We start from the raw sequence: 25,053 nt of genomic DNA on the forward strand, positions 1-25,053 counted from the left end.
TCCCCTCCTCCCGCGGGTATTCCCCTTCCTTCCGCGGGTATTCCCCTTCCTTCCGCGCATAAAAAAAAAGCGATTTCTGCTGTATATGCAAAAAATCGCTTTATTTTTATTTTATAGCGTCGAAACGTTTATAAGCTACTAATCTTGTAGACCAGTAAGAGTATGTAACGTCTGAGACTTCAACACCGTCTGCCCCTGCATGGATAAATTTATTGTTGCCTATATAAATACCCATATGAGAGATACCCTGTTTATACGTATTTTCGAAGAATACTAAATCGCCTGATACCGGATTATTAACTTGTGTTGAATTACCGAAATAGCCTTCGCTACTGTGTCTGCCTATTTTTAATCCACCTTGATTAAAGGCATAGTAAATAAGGCCACTGCAATCTAGACCATCAGGTGTGTTGCCACCGTAGAGATATGGTGTCCCTACTAATGAATTAGCTACTTCTACTGTTTTCTTATTGATAGCTTGTCCATTTGCAGTAGGATCTTTTGATGTTCCTGCACCTGAAGATCCGTTATTATGTACTGTTTCATTCCCAGGTACTGAAGCTCCCGCAGATAATTTTAACACTTGTCCAATGTAGATCGTGTCTGTCGCAAGCCCATTCCAGTCTTTGATTTCCTTTACTGATAAATTATATTGATTAGCGATTTTGGATAAGGAATCGCCTTTAACTACTGTATGGGAAGTAGTTGTAGGTTTTGATGGTGTTGTTGTTGATGGATTTGAAGGTTTTACCGTTTCGTTAGTCGTTTGTTTTGAAACTTCAAGCTTTTGTGCGACATAAATCATATCATTCTTTAAATTGTTCCATGTTTTTATGTCTTGTACTGTAACTTTATGGTTTGTAGCGATTTTAGATAAAGTATCTCCTTTTTGTACGGTATAAGTAGCTGCTTCTGCGGTCTGTAATGCTAAAAAAGAAGTAGCAATAGTAGTTAAAGCAAGGATTCTTAATTTTTTTGTTTTTTTCATACCAATTTGCCTCCATTCGTGCTAAAATATTTCCTTGTGTGTCTATCATACTAGATATTTTAGTAATCAGAAATCGGAAAAACTGACTATTTTTCAAACAATTTATGAATCTTAATGAATCCGACATATTCTGACAAATAATAAGAGATTATTGATTGCAAGAATAGTATTCGTATGATAACATACACTTCTGTATTTAAAATTTTTAGAAAGTTTAATCTTTTCAAATTTAAAGGAGTTTTAATTTTTATGAAAAACATTTTGCTTTTCATCAAAGAGAATTTAGCAGTAGGTTTACTATTATTTGCCTTGTTTTTAGGCGCCGGAAATATTATCTTCCCCCCATTATTAGGTCAACAAGCTGGTGAGCATATAACGTCAGCAATGATTGGTTTCTTAATAACAGGTGTTGGGTTACCACTATTAGCCATCGTTGCGATTGCGAAGGCGGGTGGCGATCTACAAATACTAGCAAACCGTGTTGGTGCTACCTTTGGTATTATTTTTACATCAATTGTTTATTTAGCAATTGGTCCATTTTTTGCAGTGCCGCGTACGGGTTCTGTTTCCTATGAAATCGGGATTGTCCCATTTCTTCCAGAGGGAGCAGCAGATCATTGGGCACCACTTTTGATTACTTCTGTTATATTTTTCGCCTTAATACTAGTCTTAGCAATTAACCCTTCAAAGCTTGTTGATCGCGTTGGGAAAATTTTAACGCCTGTTCTATTAGGTGTTATTCTATTACTAGCTATTAAAAGCTTTATTTCCCCAATGGGTGAACCAGGGGCAGCTATAGGAAAATACACTTCGTCACCATTGACTGAAGGCTTTGTTCAAGGCTATTTAACAATGGATGTACTTAGTGCATTAGTATTCGGAATCGTTATTTTGCAAGCATTACGCGACATGGGTATGTCAGATACTAAGAAGCAAGTCAAAACGACAATTTTCGCTGGAATTGTTGCCGCTATTGGCTTATCATTTGTCTATATCGCACTTGGACAAATTGGTAACACTAGTATTAATGCAATAGGCGCTTTTGATAATGGCGGTACTATTATAGCGAAGTCAGCTGAAGCTCTTTTTGGTACACTTGGGACTATTATATTATCTGCCACAATTTTACTAGCGTGTATATCTACTGCTGTAGGTTTATTGACTGCCAATGCTCAATTTTTCAATAAACTATTTCCTAGTGTTTCGTATAAAACGTTTTTAGTAATTTTCACAATATTCAGTGCAGCAATTACAAACGTTGGTCTTGAAACAATTATTAGTGCATCACTACCTGTATTATTAATTATCTATCCGCTAGCGATGGTGTTAATGGTTCTGTCACTTTTCGATAACTTCTTTAAAGGTGGAAAAATCGTTTACATTTTAGCATTAATTCCTACATTCTTCGTTAGTCTGAATGATGGTTTTAAGCAAATGGAGATTACTATTACACCGTATGTGAACATTTTGAAAACTTTACCATTATATGAACAAAGTCTGGCATGGCTTGTACCTGCAATAGTCGGTGCGCTTCTCGGCTTTATTATTCATAAGCTAACAAAAAAATAAAATATCTTCATCTATAAGATAACTAGAATCTGCTTGCTTTTTTTGCGAATAAGATTTTAGACAATGACTGTCTAAGAATCTTGTATCCTTTACTTTTTCGCAAAAAGCTAGCAGATTCTTTTTTTGTAGGAAATCCCGTCCATTGCGCGAAGAAGGAAAAATGTCACCTACAACTTTGGTGATAAGCCCTATTACAGTTATATGGAAAATCATGTATACTATATATTTGAAAAGAGGTGTCCTATGAAAAGAATATTGTGGTCATTTGTATTCGTTTTAAGCTTTTTCATCTTTCCGTTAACAAATGCTTCTGCTGCAAGCAATGAACAACAGCTTGTAAAGGAAATCAAGGAAATTATTACGGAAAATTATGTGGGAACTATCCATGGAAATTTGCAAAAGGCTAAAACGATTCCTGAAATCATTGAAATGCTAGATCCTTATTCTACATATTTTACGAAAAAGGAATTCGAGGAATTTATCAATAGCATCGATCTATCAACAATTGGGGTTGGTGTGATTCTCGAAGAACATGAAGATGGCATTCATATTTTACAAGTGTTTGAGGGTAGCGGCGCATCAGATGCAGGTGTCGTTGCTGGAGACATTATTACTGCCATTAACGGACAATCCGTTGTAGGAAGCTCCACGCAAGAAGTCTCATCCCTATTAACTGGTGATGAAAATACTAAATTAGGCGTGACACTCCAACATGCAGATGGTACAACTACTACGACAACGATTACACGAAAAAAATTCACATTACCGAATGTAGAATCTGCACTACTATTTGGGAATGTTGGATACATTTCTATGTCATCCTTCTCTGAAGACGGTGCAGAGCTTGTAAAGAAAGCACTAATTCAGTTAAAACAGCGTGGTGCAACTTCTTTTATCTTGGATTTGCAAAACAACGGTGGAGGCTATGTAACAACGGCTCAGGAGATTACAGGGTTTTTCCCAAAAGCAAAAATCGCCTTTTTACTGGAAGAAGCGCATGCCAATTATAAAGTGCGTGCAGTCTATCAAGACGAAAAATTACCTGCTGATACACGTATTCTTGTAAACCGCTATAGTGCTAGCGCCTCTGAAATGTTAGCAGCAACATTGCAAGATCAGCAAGCTGCTATTTTATATGGAGAAACTACGTACGGAAAAGGCTGTATGCAGGGCTTTTTTGAACTGCAGGATGGTAGCTATTTAAAGCTTACGATCGGTAATTTTACAGGTCCTTTAGGGAAAACAATTAATGAGGTCGGTGTAAAACCAGACATTCAAACAAAGACTGCCCCTATTTTTCAGGCACATTATGATGCTATAAAAGCTCAATATACAAAATATAAAGAGCTGGCAAGCTTAAAAAATGTTGCGGATCCTAAAAGTTTAACAGTGAAAGTTCCTTCTGCACTTTCTTCACAAATGGCTGAGGATAAGGTTCAGCTAATTGCTTTAGGTGGTAATGAAGTGCCTATGACAGCAAAAGTAGAGGGTCGTTCATTAATCGTAACCCCATCAAAACCTTTATCTGCTGGGCGAGAATATATGATCCTTGTACATCCAAAAACACAAAATGCTAACAAAGCGCAGCAAGGTTTTTATCAGCGTATAATAATGAAAAAATAAAAAATTCCTCTCACCATTTAAGTAGTTTCATTACTTAATGTCGGTGGGAGGTTTTTTTCTATTCTTGCATTAAAATTACTGCCTGAAGATATACACACTAACGTCTCACTCTTCAAATACTTTACCAATCCTCAATACGCAAATGTCCTTCACCTTACTGTCTATCCAACTATTTCAATCAATTATGCCTCGGCATAATTGCGTCCGGAATCTGCTTTGTGCCCGCACAAAGAACTCCTTTCTGATTCCGTGACATCCGCCGGAGGCTTAACTTCTTTCAGCAGATATTTGGACATCCGCTGGAAAATAGCTTAAGAATCTGTACCTGTAGTTTCGCTACGGTACGAAAAACAATTGCTGAAGGAAGTTAACATAGCTCAAAAGTATAACGTTGGTAAATTTAGGTTGGCATATTTTATGTTATTTCTAACATTTGACCCTTATCTTAATTCTCCAACTTTGGTAAAATAATAGAAGCTTAGGAGGGTTATAAATATGAAAAAACTATCAATGTTAACGGTGGTGTTAATGGCACTTGTTAGCTTGCTTATTTGGCAACCGAACATGGCATATGCTGATGAGCTCTCAGGACATATGCATGAAAGTGGTTTACGCTATTTAATTTCCAAAGATGCATTACTGCAAGATGCAAATGGAAGCTATCGTCCAAACGACACTGTCACGCGCGGTGAATTTGCTACTTACATAGCAAAGGCTTTAAACCTTGAGAAAAAAGATAATATTAGTTTCACAGATGTCCCAGATACATATTTATTTGCAACGGATATTAAGCTTGCTGCTACTGCTGGGATTATCACAGGTTATACAGATGGTTCGTTTAAACCAAATGCCCGTATTTCAAGAGAGCATATGGCAGTCATGCTAATTAGAGCTGTTGATTATTTAAAAATCCCAAAAGGTACGCCATCCACTACTTTTATGGATAATGCAGCTATTTTTAAAGACTTCCGCCAAGACATCGCTATCGGAGCAGATTTAGGACTTATTAAAGGTAGCTCCAATGGAATGTTTTTACCAAAAGATAATGCCACAATTGGCGAGGCCTCAACATTTGTACTTCGCTTAATACTTCTAGCGGACGATGTTGAAAATAATGGTGGTAATACTAATAATAACAGCAACAACGGTAACAACAATAATAACGGCAATAACGGTAACAACAATGGTGAAACTGGTAATGGTAACTCTACTAAGTTCATCGTAAAAGAAATTTCTAATGGCAATCTTGTAGGAAATGAAGCCTTTTCTAGTTTCGATGCTGCTGAAAAAGCTTTGTCAAAAAATACACTTGTCATTACGCTAAATGATAAAATTATGAAAATGTCATCTGGGTATGTTGTAACCAATAATTATGTAGCCCTAAAATCTGAAACAATTAAAGATCAAATCGCTGTTGCTGCTAATACAGAAATGCAGTATTTAGGCAGTGATGCGACACAAGTAAAAGTTAGTTTAGCAGGTCAGGTTGGGTATTTAAAACATGCCGATGTTACATTAATCCCATCTGCTTTAAGTAAGGGTCGTTCTTACTATTCAAACGAGAATGGTGAAATAAAACATACTTTATATGATTATAAATCAAATAAATATTCTTCTAGCTATGTGTATGGAAAAGCTCCCGACTTCATGAAGCAGGGCGAAAAGTACTTTAGCTGGAATGGCATTAATTTCACAAATGCTAGTGGCTCTTCAAAAGGTGAAGCTTATAATTACTATCAATTTTTACCTGCACGTGCCCAAACTCAATATACTGCAGCAGAACTAGATAATTACATTATGCAAAAGTTAGCTGAGATTGAAAGTTCAGGGGCTAGTCTTTATAAAAATGCGACAAAGAAAAGTAAGTTAATCGGTTTAGGGAAAGTATTAAAAGAGGTAGAAGCAAATTCTAGCATTAATGCCATGCTTATTTTATCGCTTGCCCAGCATGAGAGTGCATATGGTATGAGTGACCATGCTCAAAATCTCAACAACTTATTTGGTTTATATGTATATGACACGAATCCACTAAATAAAAAGTTTGATAGTGTTGCTGACAATATTAATGAGCTTGTTGAAAAGTTCTTGCAGCCGAATTACATTACACCAGGTGGTCCTTACACGAATGGTGCAGTGGTTGGCTCTAAAGAAGTCGGTTTTAACGTGAAGTATGCATCTGATCCATTTTGGGGTGCTAAAATTGCTGGACACTACTACCGTACTGAAAAAGCTTTAGGCTTTAAAGATGCAAAGAATCCATACAAAATTGCCCGTACGACAACAGCAGGTCTGAATGTTCGTCCAGACGCATCAACAAGTCAAAGTCCACTTTTCACATTTAATAAAAGCGGTATGCCCGTTATTGTAACCGATACGAATGTTAATGGTTGGTATGAGGTACTTTCTGATAAACCCCACCCACAACCAGCCTACATCAATAAAGAGTATGTTAAAATCATTAATACCGTAAAGTAGCAATTAGAGGCTGTCTCCGAATATTTTCGAGACAGCCTTTTTCGATACCTTTACCAAAACCAATGGCAAATTGAATGATTCTATCAATTATGTCTCGATATAATTTCATCCTGAATCGACATTGTGCTTAGGCCTGTATGAGGGCCGTCACGATGTCTCTCCTTTCGGTAATGCCACAGGACATCGTTTTGGTTAGTTAGCCGTTACCGTATGAACACGGCGATTTTATGCGGCTTTTTTATTTTAATTTCCAGGTCCATCAACTATACAAAACTATAATTTCAACATAGTTATAGTCGTGTTTAGCAAACAAGCTTTTCAGTCTCTCTATTACGATCACACCCAAATTACTATTCAGCCATTTCTTTTTCTCTTTTTAATCCTTTTCTCACATTTTTATAGTGTTATAAATATTTTAAATACCATTACATATATTAGTTTTGGGATAGCAATCTGTTGCATTGCATCGCCCCAATTTGCTATTGCACTACGCTATCCCGCTAATACATAATTTAACCTTCATACACATTTTATTCATTTGACGGTGCTGCTATTTTTTTAATGTATAGGTAACATCTATTTGCAAAGATAAACTAGCTGCTTTTTTTCTTTTTACGATTGCCTAAGAAATAGATATTATACATATTTAAATTATCTCCCAGAAGATGCATTTAGAGATTTGAAAGAGTTAACTTTTCATCAGATGCTTTTTAAACAGATTTAGCGGTTTACTGTTATTCAACTAAACTGAGCAGGTTAGTTGAATAGCGTTGTTTAACTTGTGTTCAACAATCGGGCCATTTTATTGCATTAAGTTAATTGAGCTAACGAGGCAGAATAGCATATTCCTTGGCAAAAAAAGACTCAAGCATATTTACGCTTGAGTGAATCAATCCCGACTTGCATCGTAAAGCTTCTGTGCCAAATAAGCCGGTCTTGTGCGTGTATCTGTAAAGTGGTCCCCATCGCCAACGATCAGGCGGAACAGACCCAGTCGTATTGACATATGGGGATTCCAACCGTAGCCTTCCCCTTGAGGCAATACATTATCTTGGTAGAAGTATACGTAGCTTTTTGGGGTTTGTAGCGCATAGAACGCTTTAAGATCCAGTTTCTCGAAAAGCGGTTTAGCCGGCTCCGGAGCTACACTTTTATAAAAAAGTTTAGCATCCTCGGTGGTGGCAGTATTTACGAACAAAGCTCGAAACAAATCAAACGGAAGCATGATTGTGTCGTCATTGGACATGGCTCTAAGCTGTTCAAAACCTTTTCTCGTTTGAGGCGGTAACTCATCAACAAGCGATTCTCCGTCTTTTAATACAAACGCATCCCAGAAGACCAAACGTTTAATACGATCAGGTATCTGTTCAGCAACTTTTTGGATGACTGTTCCACCAAAGCTGTGCCCAACGAGAATAAAATCGTACAAGTTCAGGTGTCTAATATAATCAACGACTGATTTTGTAATCATTGCATGAGTGACATTTTTATTTGGATCAGTTCCATGGCCTGCGTATTCTGGAGTGTAAACTATGTTCCCTTGACTACGCAGTACCGTAGCTACGCCATCCCAAAAGTGAACATCAGCCCAGGAACCATGCACGAGGACAAAAGTGAGCCGTTGAGAATGCCTAAAACTTCCTTCCGATTCTATGGGATAATGCTCCCACAACCAGCCTGCTTTGGAATAAGGATTACAATATTGTCCCTGCGGCACAAACTGGTAATCAGAATTTGGAATTTGATTTTCTCCCGAATGATAAGAAAACACGTACAACATCCTCTCCGAGACGATATAATCAAACTTATTCCTCAGGCTTCGAAAAAATACATTTCCTGTTTTGAAATGGGAATACGATAACATTAAGTATGAAACCATTGAACAAGCTTTGGAAAGAATAAAAAGCGAGGATTAAACTAACGGCGCTTTACTTCAATAACGTTGTTCAACAAAAGGGCGCGATTATGGAATAAGTATTCTTTTCCTATTCAACTAACGGAAGTTTAGTTAAATTTTCGATTCATGAAAACTCTAACTTTAAGGGGTCACTACCGTTTCGTAGATTAAATCTGTCTTTTTAGTTTTAACAGCAACAATCTTTGAGAAAACACCCTCCTTTAAACAATTCTCCCTCTTCATATAAAAGGTTATTTTCCATCCAATCATCATACTTTTCCTTACGAGCATGATCGAACAACTTGGTATATGCTCGGGTAGTTTGATACATCTCATGTCCCAACAAGCACCTTTCCGATTCTATGACAGCTGTCTGAGCCTATAACTTCTTTCTCCTATCTGACACTAGCCGAACACTTCCCTAACCTACTTGAGCCTTTGAAAACAGCCCCCTTCTTAGCCCCAAACAAAATATATTTATCTATACATAAAAACCTACATGCAAACATAAAAATAATCAGTGGATAAAATATATCTATCATATATCAACTATGCCAGGGATAAAGACTACTTTCATATCACGCCCTACCTTTCCTTAACAATAAAAAACTGCCCCAAAAGTGAGTTAATCACTTTGGGACAGTTTCTATGTTGATCAATTATTGCTTTTTGTAGTATTGCTCAATTCCGTTATAGATAGAATCTGCAAATTTATTTACGTATTCATCAGTTGTCATTTTTTGGCGATCCCCGTCATTTGTTAAGAAGCCAAGTTCCACTAAAATGGATGGGATACTCATATTATTAATGACATAGTATGGATATTGCTTAACGCCACGATTCTTCATATTTAAATTGTTGACAATTTGATTATTTACAAAAGTGCCTAACTCAATATCCTCCTGATACATATCTCCAGCTGAAGCAGCATAATATGTTTCAGTACCTGATGCTGATGTACTGGAAGCAGAGTTTACATGCACACTCACGAAAATCTCACCAAAGTTTGCACTTGTAAAGTTTACTCGATCTTGTAAAGTTGGATACGTATCAGCAGTACGAGTCATGTACACTTTTGCACCAGCATTCTCAAGCTTTTGCTTAACTAGTGTGCTCACTTTTAATGTAATGTTCTTTTCAGAGAAAGAACCTAGTACTGTCCCTGGATCCTTACCACCATGACCTGGATCTAGGATAATAATACGATTTTGCAACGGTTTGCCATTTTGATTTAATAATTTTATATACGATTTATGGACATACCCTGCTTTACCATTGTATTCGATGCTTGCCCAATAACCATTAATTCCGTTAACTTTAACAGAGTCGCCCTTGTTAAGCTTAAATAGCACTGTAGAAGTTGCATTTGCTTCACTACGGACATTTAGGTTTCCAACAGTTGCTCGTCCTAATACATCACCTGAAGCTGTAGGTGGTGTTGGAGGCGGTGTTGGATCAGGTTGTTCGTCTTTACCCGTTTCTGTTGTGCTGTTCGCTACAATGTAACCTGGTAAACCATTCACTTGCGTTAAATGATAACCGCCAGCAGTCTTGTAAACTGGTAATTTTACATTCGCTTTAATAGGTTGAATGATTTTTGCTGAAGAAGTTGGTTTGACATATAAGTTAATAGCCCCATTAGATGTCACTTCTTTTTGGACAGCCCCTAACTCATTGCCATCTGCATCTAAAAATTGTGCATAATCTTTATAAAGATAAGCATATGCACCTTTATATGATACCTTTAGCCATTTGCCCTGAACTTCATAAACTGATAGTTTGCCGCCTTTATTAACTGTACCAACAATGTTAGTATTTGATGAACTATCCGCTGTTTTGCGGATATTTAGACCATCTGTCGTTACTTTGACTAGCCCAATAACCTCTTTTGTATCAGGTACAGATGATCCTTTTACAGGTAGCTCTAAACGGAATTTCTCATTTTTTGCACGTGCTACAAATAATGAAAAGTGTGCACGTGTAACGGTATTATTCGGTAAATAATTTTTACCACTACCATTTGTAATACCATTATAGTAAATTGTATTTACATACTTAACGTAAGGGTGTGTAATACTTACGTCAGCAAATGGTGAATCTAAGTTTTCATATTCACTTGTGTCTAAGTTAAATGCCTTTGTTAATACATGGCTCATTTCATCACGAGTGATAGCCTTTTTTGGTAAGAACTTGCCTTGTGTATTCGTTGAAAAGAACCCTAATTGCACAGCTCTTTCGATATAACCTGACATTTCAGTACCTACTGTTACATCCGAGAAACTTGATTTGTTTACGACTAATGGTTTATTACCAGAGGCAACAACAACCATTTTTGCCACTTGTTCACGTGTTACAGACTCATTTGGACCAAAGACTCTTTTCCCATTTACAAAATATCCTTGGATAACACCCAAGCTCACTAAATAATTGATTTCTTCATAAGCTTCGTGATTTTTGGAGATATCTGCAAATGTTACATTTGTAGTTGTATCTGCCATTACACTATCACTATGTATAGTAAACATAGAAGCTGAAATGAATAAGACGCACAACAAAATAAGACTACTTTTTTTAAGATTCAATGTCTTATTTCCTCCCTTCCTGTTCTCTTAACGTATTCATTTTAACAAAATTAACTAAATAAATCATCATCCGACAGCACTTTTCACGTTTGTTTTTTCCAATCACTTCCTTTTCGGTGGAATTATCATAAAAATAGAAGAGTCTGCAATTGCAAACTCTCCTCTAATTATAAGCTATTTAAAAGATCTTTTCTTGCAGTCAATGCATCAATGAAAATATTATCTAGATTGTAATCTTTCAATAAACATTTTTAGTTCTTTAATTTTTAGTAATTCATCCATACCAAAGCTGCCATTGCCATCTCCATTAGTAACACCGTTCGATGCAAGAATAGAAACATACTGATTAGCCCAGCTATCTTGTGGCACATCACTAAATGTTACTTCTTGACCAGCATTCTCAAGTCCGAACGCTATAACTAATACTTTCGCAATTTGTGCGCGAGTAATTGGTGAAGATGGGTTGAATTTACCACTTGCATCACCTTCAAAAATGCCTAATTTTGCAACAGCTGCAATAGCACCTGCATGCTCATATGTTGGTTTTATATCGACAAAACCACTATTTTTGTCAGATGTATCTAAGTTTAAAGCTTTCGCAATTTGTGAAGCAGCTTCCGCACGTGAAGCATATACTGTAAAATCAATTGCTACTTTCTTTACTTCAGCTTGTTGTTCTTCGTCAAATGTAGCAACTCGTTTAGCGCCGATGTAGCGAGAACCCCAATAATATGGATCATTTACGTTCGAATAACTAACACCTTGGTTAGTTTGAGAGTGGATCATTTTACCGTCACCTATGTATATAGATACATGTGAGACACCTTTGCCACTTGTATTGAAAAATAGTAAATCACCAACTTGAAGATCACTTTTAGCAACTGCTGTCCCTTGTTGATATTGAGCGCCTGATGTGCGGTTTAATGTGATGCCTAAATCTGCAAAAACTTGAGAAGTAAAGCCAGAGCAATCAAAACCGCTTGTAGTTGTCCCACCGTATTTATATGGAATGCCTAAATATTTAGAAGCTGTATCAGTGACTTCAGTTTTAGTCGCTGCTTCAGCTGAATCTATATGAGTTGTAGTAAATAACATGAAAGATGCAAAAATCGGTAATAACCATTTTTTCTTCATACTTTTGTTATACCCCCTCTAAACTTTTTTGCCTATACATAGACTATCATAAAAGGAGGTATTTTAATTTTTCAATTGTGTAACGATTTCCGGAATAAACAAAAACGCTGATATACCAACGTTTTTTGGCATCATCAGCGTTAAAAATGGAAAAATTTTATTGGTTATTTATAACACTCGTAACATAAATGTAACATTAGCAACTCTTTGTTACATAACCATTTATTTACTCGAAAATAGTTGAACCCAATAATAATTTCCTTGGCGGTCCTGTGTAACCGCAACACCTGTATTTGTATAATGCTCCTTCATAATATTATCTCGATGGTCAGGAGAAGTCATCCATCCTTTTACAACGGTTTCGGGCGATATGAAATACCTTGCAATATTCTCGCCAAAGCTCGTGTAAGAATAATCAAATAATGTCGCTAAATCCCAAGGAGCACCATAATAAGGAGAAATATGTTCAAAATAATTGCGCTTAACCATGTCCTGGGCTTTTATAATTGCGATTTGTGTCAGTTCCGAATCATAGACAACAGGTGCTAGTTGGTTCTCTTCCCGTTCCACATTGATTAACCGAATGACCTCTTTTGACCAAGCTGTCGAAAGATTTATTGTTGGTATATAATCCTTTGCTAAATAATCATAAGCCACTTCAAGCTTCTTTACTTTTTGCTGAAAATTTATGCTACGTTCAACAAAAACTGCTGTTTGAGCCCGTGTCACTAACTTGTTGGGTGCAAAATGCTTAGCACCTATTCCGCCAATAATTCCTATGTCTGTTAGTGATTCAATATAGTTTTTTGCCCAGTGCGTTGGAGAAACATCATCAAATTTGCTTTTATTTTTACCATCCACTTTAAACTGATAGGCTAGTGCTAGCATTTTTGCAACTTCCGAACGCTTTAAAGGCTCATTTGGATGAAAGGCATCACTATTTTGTAAAACCCCTAAGCCTACAAGTTTTTGAATTTCCTTGTAATACGGATGTGTAGCAGGAACATCTTTAAAGTGTAGTGAAATCGAAGTATCTGTGTTTGTTTGAATAGACCGAGCAATTGCAGATGCAGCCTCTGCCCTCGTAATAGCTTGCTCCGGCTTAAATGTATTGTCAGTATATGTAGTCATATATTGCTTCGACAGCATATGTTGAATCGACGAGCCTGCCCAGTATGAACTAGACACATCAACAGCTATGTTGGATGCTGCGTCCGCCTTATTAATCCCAGATAAATTTCCAATAGTTGTAGCTTGTAAAACAATTGAAAGTACCAATATACTTATCACCCTTTTAAACATGGCTACCTCCTATATTTAAATTATTTTAAATTATACCCCTCAAACACGGAAATAAAACTCCCTATTACATACGATTTCTTGATTGATAAGGTTTCACTTTTTTTGGAAATTTCATAGCTTTTTAAATTGTTTTCTATAGTATAGAAGGAGTCTCCCCAAAATATGCATTGGGAAAACTCCTTCTTGTTATTTCTATTCGATCATTTTTAAATATTCTTCTAGAATGCGGTAGTTGTATACTAAATCCTGCTGCTCCAGTGAAAGTGAGTTATATAGTTTTTGAGCAGCTAACACCTTTTTCTCAAATGACGTGTTGTCTGGATCAATAACAGAGATGGCTTGAACTACTTTTTGAACAGCCTCTACATCCTTTTCAGCTTTCTTTAATACGTCCTCATTGATGACTTGCGCTCTTAATTTCGAGTCTAACGCTTTATAGGCTGCAACTGCATTCGCTACATCTTCTAAATACGTTGAAGAGGTTGGTGAAAGACTAGCTATTAATTCAACGACTTTCTTTACATCGGCCATACTTTTCTCCGCTTCTAACAAGATCGAATAATTCGTAATCCTTTGCTTATCTGTCGTATTTAAGCTATCGTACTCTTTTCGTACTGCTTCCACCATACCAAAGTAAAACTTGTCCTTTGGATTTAAATTAGCAATGTTCTTATATACTTTTATTACGTTATCTAATGATAATAATAGATCATCATTATAGACGTAACGTCTTTGCTCGGCATTTAGCTTATCATAGGCTTTTAAGATTTTTTGATATTGACTATTCATGTCTTTGGCTGTAAGTAGTCGATCGATATCCTCGACAACACTAATAACAGGCTTTAAAAGCTTCTCTTGATCTTGTAACACTTTGTAATTTTGTACGGCTCTTTGTTGATCCTTTGGTAAAGCGTTATAAGCTGCACGAATTTCCTGAATACGTTTCACATATTGCTTCGGATCTACAGACGGCAAATCATTAATCATCTGCATAACATTACCAGCACCTAAAATACTAGTTTCTGCTGCTTGTAATAAATAATAGTTTGTTACATATTGCTTCTTATCTGCCGCTAGCGCGTCATAAAGCGCACGTGCCCGAACTGTATCCTCAAGATATGTACTACTTGAAGATTTCAGTTTATTAATTAATTCAATCACCTGAGATACAGGCTCATAGTTTTGTAGAATATCGATATTATTAATATATTTTTTCTGATCTTTATTTAAATTATCATACGCCTTACGCGCAGAATTGACCTTGCTGACAAAATTATTGGATTCCGGATCCAAATTATTAATTTGCAGCATCACATTTAAAATAGGTTTTACCTCTTTTTCACGTGCTGTTAATTCTTTAATATTAGTGACTAATTTCTTTTGATTCGAAGTTAGCTGATCATACGCTACACGTGCATCCAGGAGCTTCGTTAAATAGTCGCCATCTTGTTGTTTCGTTAAATCAATAAGCTCGACAACTTTTTGTGCTACTCCATACTCATTTTCTGCTGCTACAAGTGCATCATAATTAATGATTACTTGTTGCTTCTCTTTAGGTAGTGCATCGTACATCTCTCGTGCTGTTTTCATATCTTGGTAGAATGTCTTGCTTGATGGCTTTAATGTTGCAATGAGGCCAATCAATGAAGCCACATCTTCAACTGCAGTTAGATTCGCATAGTTCGTCACACGTTTTTGTGATACTGTATCTAGTGCATTATAAGCCTTACGCGCAGCGAGTACTTTTTTCGTGTAATCCTTACTTGTTGGATTTAAGGCATCGATCATTTGAATAACCTTAATAACAGCCTTATTATTTTTTTCGTAAGTAGTTAAAGCTTTTGCCTGCTCTACTAGTTTCTTCGCATTTTTATCCATTGTTTTGTACTCTGCAGATAATGCAGCTACCTTCGCGACAAAAGTATCAGGATTTTCATTCGCTAATGCTAAAACACGATCATCAAATGCCTTGGCTGTATCGATATAGCCCTGTGCTTTTGTTAATTCACCACTATTGACTACCTGCGATTTAAGGGCTTCAGCCAAATTATTAAACGCGCTATTTGCTTTCGCTACATTGTCTTTATATGTCTTTTGAGATGGATTTAAGGCGTTTATTTGCACAATCACTTCTATTACAGCAACCTTATCACTTAAATTATTATGATTTCTTACATACCCTTGTTTTGTCTCGTCCAACTTTGCGTAAGCTGTATAAGCAGATTTCGCCTTTGAAATATAACTTTTAGATGTTGGATCTAACTTTTCTAACTTTTCAAATTGATCAATAACATTGACGACTGCCTTATGTGATTTCTCTAAATCTGTTAGGATTTTAATGTTTGTCACAAGTTTTTTAGATGCTGATGGAAGTGCATTATAGTCGGAGCGTGCTTTTAGCATATCAACTACTAAATTATTAGACTTACTTAAATTATCAATTTGACTAATAACAGCTGCTACTGCTAGTTCTTCATTTGCAAGTTGCGACAATTTAGTCTCAAGCTTGTTTTTAATTTCATTTAACGCTGCTGCATCGCTACTATTCCCAACATCTAACGCAGTTACTTTAGTTCGTAATGCCTCTAGTTGTGCTTTGTAATCCTTCATAGATGAGTTTAGTGCATTTACTTGTTTCGATAAATCAGCATATTGGAAAAACAACTTTAATTTATCGCTATTTTTCACTAATGCCTTTTCACTCTCTCCAAGCTTGTCATAGGCAGCTTGGGCAGCAAGTGTTTTGCTTTCGAAAGTAGAAGATTTAGGGTCTAAGCCGTCGATTAATTTTTCCACGCTTAGCACTGCTTTATTAGCCGAAGACAGATTTGATAAGGCATCCGTATACTTTTTATAAGGTGTTACAGAATCGTTGTTTGGATTATGGGCTACGACCACTTTCTTTTGATTCGCTGTTAGTGGATTATAAGCTGTCGTAACTTTTTCTAGCTCTGCAGAAATGGCTGTATAGTTATTTGGGTCGTTCTTTAATAACTCTACTAAATCCTCTAGTGCTTTAGTGGCTGGTAGTACAGCAGTTGCATCTCCTTTTAAATTAGTCAACTTCGCAATATCTGCGCCCTTTGTTTTAAAATAAGTATCGCGTTCTGCATCAGTATAGCCATATTGTAAGGATGTGCCGCGAATAGTCGAAGCAATACTGCTAGCTCCATTTGAATTTGCTAATTTGAAAGCTGTTTCGAATTTACTTTGAACACTTAGATAGGAACTTAAAAATGTTTCATAGGTACCTTCAACAGCTGCAACATCCTTTATAAATGACTTACTTGTATATGTTAATGCATTAATGTTCTTTCCTATTTCCTGTAATTTCTCTAATTGTTGGCGTTGCCCGACAACATATTCATACTTCGCTTGAATAAATGCAATCTCATCGTTATTAAAATCTGTCGTACTTAGATTTTCTACATCACCCTTCGCAATAACCATTTCATCCGCTGTCGATTTCTCGGAAAGCTTTGCAAATTGTGCAATTATTTGTTCTTTTGTCGTTGCGGCAGCTACTCCGTTAACGTTGGCAACTTGCTCTGTTTGCGTTAATACGCGAGACTGTGCATCATTATTTTCTTGCGCATTCGCTATAGCTGTTGGTGCCAGTAATAGACTCGTTATAACTCCCGCCGTCAATTTTCGATTCAATCGAACCACCCTTTCATTTTTCGATTCATTACTTTTGTATCGGTGAAATTCATGTGATTTCAAGCCATTATTTACACTATTAAGCGTATCAAAAGTAATTTTTTATAATAACTTGATAGAAATACAGGAAGTTTTTTCTATTATACTATACAATAGTTTTATATGATGTTTTCCCATCATTCGACATGTAGTTTTTCATAGTGTTTTTTTGACGAAATTATTGAAAAAAACAGCTGTTTTTATATGTCAATATCGTTTAACAAGGTGTATACTACAACTTTGATATTTACTATTTTGGAAGAGAGGAAACTGTATATGTTTTACCGTTATAAATTTTGGCATAGCTTAAAAAATCCAACCTACTTTACTAAAATTGTAGAAGAAGGTGAGATTATTGGATACAAAAGACGTTCGTTAACGGTTTTCATCTTATTCATTCTGTTATTTACTGCTCGTGAATATTGGGGGATGGGTACTGAAACTTTAACGACATTGTTCGCAATGGATTTACATAATGAATACTACGTGGCTCGTTACCTTTCGATGCTTGGTGCCATTTTATGGGCTATTGTCTATTTTTGCTTCCATTATTACGGTGTTACCTACCTTTTACATCTATTAACGGACATTCCCTATACATGGATTAAAAAAGTCCAATTATATGTTGTCACATTTTTATTAATCGAAAAAACTATCTTGTTTGTTGTATTCTACTTAACCGGCTATACAACACTCTTTTCATTCTTTTCATTAGCGCCTCTTGCATTGCAGATGATGAGTACGGATTATGTCTTATTCTCACTTAATCAATTGACAGTGGCGACTATGCTAACAATTGTTGTACAGTACACATTCCTTTCTAAATGGGAGGAAGAGGCGAGCAGAAAAATATTAGTCGTAAAAATTATCGGCATACAATTATTCATGGCCTTATTTGTTGGTCTGATTAGTGTATTACCAATTAAAGAATGGATTATTAGGGGGTTAGGATAATGGCATTTATCAAATCAAAGCCTTGGACAAGCTTGACCATCGTATTGACAATGCTATTAGTCGGCGTAAATGCTTATTTTGTCTTTAAAGACGATAGCAAAATTACACGATCCTACTTTATCGATGAATTTCAAAAAGCTTATAAAGGTACAAATACAGAGCGTGTCAAAAAGGAAACGATTGTTGCACCAGCTGAAACATACACACTTACAGCCGATGCGACAAGCTTATCCGCAGTGAATGTAAAGCGTGGCCAAAAAGTATCTCCTAATGATGTACTAGCTTCCTTTAAAACAGAAGAAATTGATAATGAGTTAACAAAGCTTGAGGCAGAACGTGCAGCCTATGAAACTGAACGAAGTGATTTAGAAGATGCGCTTTCTCAAATCGAGAATGATTATGATGATGCTGATCCGAAAAGCTCCGTCAATACGGACCAAATAAACGGCACATTATCTGTCACACTACAATTGGAGCTAGGACAGCAAAGTTCACCATCGACAGCAATAGCCCTTTTGAATCGACATATTGCCGAAACAGATCGTCAAATTGCGCTAATGGATGCACAAATTGAACAAATACAGGCTCGCGAAGGTGTCGTTAGCCCAGTGGACGGTGTTATTGCAGCCGTTAAAGAAGAATCTGGGACAGTTACATTTGAAATCTATTCTACTGAAAAAACGATGCTTGCCTATTTATCAGAAGATGAATGGCAAAAAGTATCGGAAGGCCAAACCGTTGATTTTAAAGTAAAACATATGAAAGATTCCTTATCTGGTACTGTACTAGAAAAACAAACGATTGCAACAGATGATTCTTCTATCTGGGGGAATGAACTTGCAAAAACAACAGATTTACCTCAACCAACGAATTATGAAGTAGTGTTGCAACAAGATGAAGCAATGGAGGACATTCCATTTTCGACTACTGGCAAAGCCTCTATTATTGTCAACGAAGCATCTGATTCTTATAAAATAGATAAATCGTGGGTGCATGCTACTAAAAAGAAAGGTAAAAAAATATACATTGTTGGACCGGATGGAAAAATCGACATGAAGGATATTCATGTTAACTTTAAAACTGCACAGTCAGCTATTTTTACTGACAGTTTAGATGAAGGAACACCTATGCTATCCGATAAACAACGTAATCTTACAGCCTATGCTTTCCGTACAATGCCTGTCGAGAAAATTCAATGGAAACATTTCAAGAAATTAGATTGGAAACACTATGTTAAATATATTGTTTTCTAAATAACATACTATGAAAAAATCCGCTTCAATTTCTGTGAGCATGAAAAGAGCAGCAACGGTTTGCTCTCCTCACAGAAATCTACGCGGATTTTTTCATTGGTGAAGTAAAAAAGATTAAGTGATTTTATTAAATATAGTATGACTTTTCTGCAAAGCGAGGGGTTGATTTCCGTTCCGGCTGGGCGCTTTGTTGCTGACGCTTCGCTTTCGCACAGAGCAAAGCTTCCTGGGGGCGCCCAGCCTCCACTCCAATCAACTACTTCACATGACATACGTTTTAACAAAATGTCATCAAACTTTTGAGTTTTATCGAAACACTTTTACGTTTTATCGCCCAATTTTTGAATTTTATCGACTAACTTTCACGTTTTATCACCCAACTTTTAATTTTTATCGACATCCACCTGCCAAAGAGCAAAAAAAGATTCACACACGAAACTGTGCGTGAATCCTCACTTAGTGCTCATCTTCTTCCATCCGCGTAAATTTATAGTGATAAATTGGTAGCTCTGCAATGAATGTTATATGTACAGAAGCAAAACGTCAGCCCTCAAAATACTAGAACACAAACCCCTGTAGTTTTCAATCCTACAGGGGTTTGTCATTTGTGCTTTTATTATTTTAATGATAAGGATCTATTCAAGAAGCTTGAGAATTCTGCACGCGTAATTTGTGAGTTTGGTCTGAATGTATTATCTGGGAAGCCGCTTGTTAAGTTATTTGCTACAAGCGCTTGGATATCGCTATACGCCCAATGCGTCGATTTAACATCTGTAAAGTTTACTTTACCTGAGCCTGTTAATTTAAAAGCTCTTGTTAAAATTGCCGACATTTCAGCACGTGAAAGCTTTCCGTTCGGGTTGAACTTCCCTACTTCTTGCCCTTTAATAATCCCAGCTTGCTCTACTGCAGCAATGGAGCTGTATGCATAATGGTCCTTGCTAACATCTTTAAAGTTCGACTCTTTCGATGTTGTTAAATTAAGAGCCCTTGCAATAATAGTAGCTGCCTCTGCACGTGTAATGGACGCTTCTGGTTTAAATGTTCCATTCTCGTATCCTTTAATAAGAGATTTATTATACAAGCTTTGGATTTCTGAGAAAGCCCAATAACCTTTCGCTACATCTGTGTAGACTAATTCCTCATGATTGTCTTGATACACAGCTTGTAATTGATCGAAATACAGTTGACCTTTCTTTTGAAGAGAGGCTGTAGGCTGTGCAACGTATAATCGTTCGAACTTCAATGGTAGTGTCACATCATTTGGGATTTTCGCAGTGACATACTTCCAACCATTCCAGTCCATACCGCCTTGGCTAGTGAAATCAATTGTCTGTTTTGCTCCTGAACCATCTACAAGTACTCCACGAAGCCATTGCTTTCCACCATCGCCAAATACCCAAACGCCTATGTTATTTGGCTTTCCATTAAGAGGAATCGGTGATTTAGCTACCATATAGGCTGCTTTCGTATCAGATCCTGCTGTTGTAAAATCATAATTTAACTTTAAGCTAGCCGTTCCCTGTCTAGCATAGTCTTTAGAATTTGTTACTGATGCATTTGCTTTCGCAACTTCCACTGTCCATGATGAAGCATTATCGAAGCTATCTAGTAAAATAGGTTTTTCTGCTAAATCAACCACTTTCACAGTTGTCGATGTTCGCACACCGTCATACTCACCGATAATTTTGCCTTCCCCTTTTTGCGTAGCTGTGAAGGTTGCACCGTCCATCTTACCGATATTGCCTTCAACCGTCCAGTTCATCTTAGACGGGTTGATTGTCATAGGATTTAAGTATTGATCGTAAGCACTAGCTACTTTCATGTCAACGGATGAACCTTTCATAACTTGGTTCACATTGTTTAACGTAATAGATTTTGCTTTCCCTGGTGGCGCTGTATTGACAACCTGTAAAATGGCTGACACACGTCGCTCGCTGCCTTCTGAAGGTTTATTCACAAGGTTCGCATAATAGCCACCCGGATTTCGAGCAACCATCGCTGTAGAGCCGCCTCCATCAAGGTTAATGGCTGAAGAAGCACCCTGTGAAATTAAATAAGAAGCTAAATCTGTTAAATTAGTGCCATTACTATGACCACTTAATCTACCATCTACTGTTACAAGAGACACTTTTGTACCAGTTGCATCTACCGCCACCGCAGTACGAGGACTGCGCGTTGAAGCAAATCCAGAGTTCGTTGGCATAGAAATTTCCACTTTGCCATTTTTAACCAACATAGGTCCTGCAGCTAAAATAAATTGAGCATCCATCCATTTCTCATCAATAGATAGATTCACATCAATGTTTGTCCCCGCAGCTATTTGGCTACTTAATTCGGCTGCTAACTCTTTATTTTGCACCGAAATAACAAAGCCATCAGATGGAACTGTTGAATTCCCTTCTGCACCATACGCCGTTACCTTTGAAACCGTCCCTGAGAGGCGATCTCCGAAATGTAATATTTTCATATCTTGACTAGCATTTGAGACAACAATTTCGATACCCCAATTATTTGTACCTGTTGTACGTTTATCAGGTGTATATAATACTATTTTATCTGTCTTTCTTTCTGTATTGATCAGATCAATCGGATAACTTTTACCATTTACTTGAAAAGATAGATTCGTAGAATAATAGTCTGCGATTGCCTTCCCTGTTTTTGATAGACCAAAAGCAACAGGCTTTTGTGTTGGACTATCATATGTATCTCCCAAAATACCATAGTTAATAATTTCATTTTTTTCAGCTAACAAGTTGGCTGGCATACCATTTCCTAAAAAATAAGAAGCATTGACAGCACCAACAACGCGATGTCCATCATATGTGTTTTGCTTTGCCATATTCGTCGTTGTTAGAAGTGAGTTAATCGGTTTCGGAACACCGATTTCAAGTTTAGTATATGTATTATTTAAATTAACATCTAAAACATTGACAAACTCACGAACAGAATTAGAATTAAAAGTTTGCTGTATATGCATTACTTGTGGCGATATTTCTTTCTTCTCTTCTTTTACTTTATTATCAAAAACTGCTGCATTTGCATAGCTTGGATTTACTGCTAGCATTAAAACGAAACATGCTACAACAATTGTTACTAGTTTTTTTGCCAATTTTCTCAACTCCGAATCAAAAAGTATGGCACGAAGTCATGTTGTGAAACTCATTCGTGCCAGGGACTTCATTTATTTTGTTTCTACATAAATAGCTACTGGAAGATTTACTCCACCGGCATGCATGAATTCTAACTCAATCGTTTCAGATGAACCCTTCATCTTGTAATCTGGCAATTCAACATATTCTGTACCTACTCTCAATGTAGGCACTAGATACACTTTGCCATTGACCTTTACTGCACCACTATAGATGCCACCTCGACCAGCTAATTTAAGCTTGATCGTTCTTGTCTGTCCAGTTGGATTCACAAGTGGAATCGACACCTTATAGTTCATTCCGAAATGACCTGGATTCCCTATTGCACCATTGATTTGTGAAAGTGAATTTTGTGCTGTTAGCAAATTGTCTGTTCGATCATTTGAAATGCTGTAACCTACTTCTGGTGAATCTACTGTATAAGCAGGAAGATCTGCTTGAATAGTAGAGCTCGTCCAGGCACCTCGTGGGTGCATCGCAGATACATCAATCGGAACAGGATCTGATAAAATGCTTGTTAAATTACTATTATTCTTCGTTAATACTGTGCGAATCGTATACTCTGGAGTTCCACCATTGACAGCTTGAATATCTAGCTCATGTAAAAATCCAATGATATAATCGCGGTGCAAACCATATGATTCGATTACCTTTGTTTCTCCTGGTGCGATGACAATCCCTTTACTGCTAGATTTTTTAAATTTATTATTAAACGTTGCATCAGCAATAGTTAATCCAATATCATGGCCGACCCAGCTATTTCCCGTTTGTTGGCTAGTCCCTTTAGAGTCGATTACTTGGATGCTTTCAGTGCTAGAAGTATTTTGAACTGTAATACCGATTTGTACATCTGCCCCTAACGTATTGTAATGCCAGCCAAATACTCGATGTTTATTTGTTGCAGCTGTTGCTTTCACTTGATATTGGGAAAGTGTAGCATTAGAGTTAGGAATCAGCTTGCTCGTTAACGTTTCTGGATTATCACTTATCAATAAATCACGATCTCCTTCTAAACGAGCAGAAGGAACATTTATAGGCCTTGCTGTAGCACCATAAGATTTTTCAAGGAAGGAGCTTGTATACATATATTGATAGACATAAATGTACAATTCTCTTTTATTTTCGATATAACGTAAATTCCCGCCTAATGTGTTGACAATAAAACTAACAGGAACATACATTTTTCCATTTTGCATAAATGGTTTTTCTTCCATTGTCACAACTTCATCATTTACTAGAACTTGGTTACTATTTTCCTTGAAAAGAAAGCTCGTTCCCGCAATTTGCAATTCAAACGATTTATCTGGTAACAATGTGCCAGAAGAATCTTCTAAGTTATCATATATATAATTAGCCGGAATATAGGTTCTCGATTGCTTTACGATAATTGGATCCTGCATTACAATACGTTCGTTATTAATATGTAAAATATATGGGTCTCCTTGAGTCTCATCTGTTAAGGAAATATCAACAGTTTGTGTAGTAGGATTCCAGTTCACGTTACCACCAAAATTTTCACTAACGAAACGCAATGGCATGTAAGTGCGATCCTTATACATAAATGGTGCAACAACCATTGGCACCTTTTGTCCATCCACTAAGGCAGTCTTTGAATTTACTGTTAAATTAACCGACTTGCCATCTCGAATAGCTGACGCAGTAAGTGTTTCTTTCTTCCAGTCCACACTCGCACCAACCGCCTCATACAAAGCTCTCATAGGTAAAAAGATATAATCGGATTTATTTAAAACCGGATCATTCATTTTGAGCTTATCACCATTGATATTAATAGAAACATTATTCTTAATATGAATCTTGTCACTAGCTGCTGTTGATGCAGAGGCTTGTCCAGGTAATATCGTAGCCAAAGCAACTGCGGTAATCATACATGTTGTCTTAAATTTATTAAACATCTCAAACTCCTTTTTCCATAATTAATCTATAGGGTATCTTAACATGAAAAAAGTCCAAAAAGTGGTACTTAAATCGAAAAAAGTCGAATTGGGTACTGGAACCTAAACCCTATTCATGCAAAAGATGCATGGAAATCTTAGGTTTTTCCAACACCTATGAACTTCTTCTTTCAATCTCTTGAATGTCCATTAATTCTTTCCTTACAGGTATAGCTATATATAGGGAAAGAAACATAAAATTAACAATCACTCGTCTTAGAAACTGACACTTATTACTTTAAAATGCCTTGTTCGAAAAAATATAAATCATGCAAAAGAACAGTTGATAAAATCGCACCGAATCATTTAGATCGCCCATTTAAAGCAAATGCTCCAAACGAAAAATGGAATACGAACATTACGGAGTTTAAATTATTTGGAGGAAATGCTTTATTGGTGAAATCATTACGTCACGATTGTTCTCGTCCAATATATTCGCTTGTTTCGGAGATGTTAGAATAGACTTTTTATAT

13 protein-coding genes and 1 pseudogene are annotated in these 25,053 nt (G+C 36.6%); 6 read left to right on the forward strand and 8 right to left on the reverse strand.

Annotation, left to right across the window (positions count from 1 at the left end):
- Positions 1–106: 106 nt before the first annotated feature.
- On the reverse strand, positions 107–988 hold the full coding sequence (locus AC3WSK_RS09410) for a C40 family peptidase (RefSeq protein WP_427481728.1): 882 nt from the start codon (positions 986–988) through the stop codon (positions 107–109).
- Positions 989–1,237: 249 nt separating this feature from the next.
- Between AC3WSK_RS09410 and brnQ the strand changes: the two genes are divergently transcribed.
- The 3 genes from brnQ to AC3WSK_RS09425 all read left to right on the forward strand — a co-directional run bounded on the left by brnQ (position 1,238) and on the right by AC3WSK_RS09425 (position 6,655).
- A complete protein-coding gene (gene brnQ, locus AC3WSK_RS09415) occupies positions 1,238–2,557 on the forward strand; it encodes a branched-chain amino acid transport system II carrier protein (RefSeq protein ID WP_079559463.1) in 1,320 nt (439 codons plus the stop codon).
- 243 nt (positions 2,558–2,800) lie between these two features.
- Positions 2,801–4,180 (forward strand): S41 family peptidase, encoded by a 1,380-nt coding sequence (locus AC3WSK_RS09420; RefSeq protein WP_492411832.1) that lies wholly within the window; start codon positions 2,801–2,803, stop codon positions 4,178–4,180.
- Between the two features lie 495 nt (positions 4,181–4,675).
- Entirely contained in the window at positions 4,676–6,655 is a 1,980-nt protein-coding gene (locus AC3WSK_RS09425) for an S-layer homology domain-containing protein (RefSeq protein WP_492411834.1), read from the forward strand.
- A gap of 889 nt (positions 6,656–7,544) precedes the next feature.
- On the opposite strand, the gene AC3WSK_RS09430 is transcribed toward AC3WSK_RS09425, so the two are convergent.
- The 5 genes from AC3WSK_RS09430 to AC3WSK_RS09450 form a co-directional block, all read right to left on the reverse strand.
- A complete protein-coding gene (locus AC3WSK_RS09430; protein WP_492411836.1) occupies positions 7,545–8,426 on the reverse strand; it encodes an alpha/beta fold hydrolase in 882 nt (293 codons plus the stop codon).
- Between the two features lie 785 nt (positions 8,427–9,211).
- Positions 9,212–11,134 carry an N-acetylmuramoyl-L-alanine amidase gene (locus tag AC3WSK_RS09435; RefSeq protein ID WP_492411838.1) on the reverse strand — a complete coding sequence of 641 codons (1,923 nt, stop codon included), beginning with the start codon at positions 11,132–11,134 and terminating at the stop codon, positions 9,212–9,214.
- A 219-nt stretch (positions 11,135–11,353) separates the two neighbouring features.
- Positions 11,354–12,268 carry a C40 family peptidase gene (locus AC3WSK_RS09440; RefSeq protein ID WP_079559458.1) on the reverse strand — a complete coding sequence of 305 codons (915 nt, stop codon included), beginning with the start codon at positions 12,266–12,268 and terminating at the stop codon, positions 11,354–11,356.
- 222 nt (positions 12,269–12,490) lie between these two features.
- Positions 12,491–13,570, reverse strand: coding sequence for a CAP and S-layer homology domain-containing protein (locus tag AC3WSK_RS09445; protein ID WP_492411840.1), 1,080 nt, complete (start codon positions 13,568–13,570; stop codon positions 12,491–12,493).
- Between the two features lie 192 nt (positions 13,571–13,762).
- Complete coding sequence (locus tag AC3WSK_RS09450; RefSeq protein ID WP_492411842.1) at positions 13,763–17,230, reverse strand: hypothetical protein; 3,468 nt, start codon at positions 17,228–17,230, stop codon at positions 13,763–13,765.
- A gap of 315 nt (positions 17,231–17,545) precedes the next feature.
- Here AC3WSK_RS09450 and AC3WSK_RS09455 point away from each other — a divergent pair, with 315 nt between their 5' ends.
- Positions 17,546–18,223: a hypothetical protein gene (locus AC3WSK_RS09455; RefSeq protein ID WP_079559455.1), complete on the forward strand. Its 678-nt coding sequence runs from the start codon at positions 17,546–17,548 to the stop codon at positions 18,221–18,223.
- Entirely contained in the window at positions 18,223–19,476 is a 1,254-nt protein-coding gene (locus AC3WSK_RS09460) for an HlyD family secretion protein (protein WP_427481715.1), read from the forward strand. The genes AC3WSK_RS09455 and AC3WSK_RS09460 overlap by 1 nt, the downstream gene beginning before the upstream one ends.
- Before the next feature lie 616 nt (positions 19,477–20,092).
- Here AC3WSK_RS09460 and AC3WSK_RS09465 read toward each other — a convergent pair.
- Both AC3WSK_RS09465 and AC3WSK_RS09470 read right to left on the reverse strand, forming a co-directional pair.
- Positions 20,093–22,588, reverse strand: coding sequence for an S-layer homology domain-containing protein (locus AC3WSK_RS09465; protein WP_492411845.1), 2,496 nt, complete (start codon positions 22,586–22,588; stop codon positions 20,093–20,095).
- A 72-nt stretch (positions 22,589–22,660) separates the two neighbouring features.
- Positions 22,661–24,541 (reverse strand): copper amine oxidase N-terminal domain-containing protein, encoded by a 1,881-nt coding sequence (locus tag AC3WSK_RS09470; protein ID WP_492411847.1) that lies wholly within the window; start codon positions 24,539–24,541, stop codon positions 22,661–22,663.
- Between the two features lie 294 nt (positions 24,542–24,835).
- Between AC3WSK_RS09470 and AC3WSK_RS09475 the strand changes: the two are divergent.
- Positions 24,836–25,039 (forward strand): annotated as a pseudogene (locus AC3WSK_RS09475) (IS3 family transposase); the annotation flags it as partial.
- Positions 25,040–25,053: the final 14 nt, after the last annotated feature.

This window comes from Lysinibacillus sp. EB271-A1-10B (genome assembly GCF_058791335.1).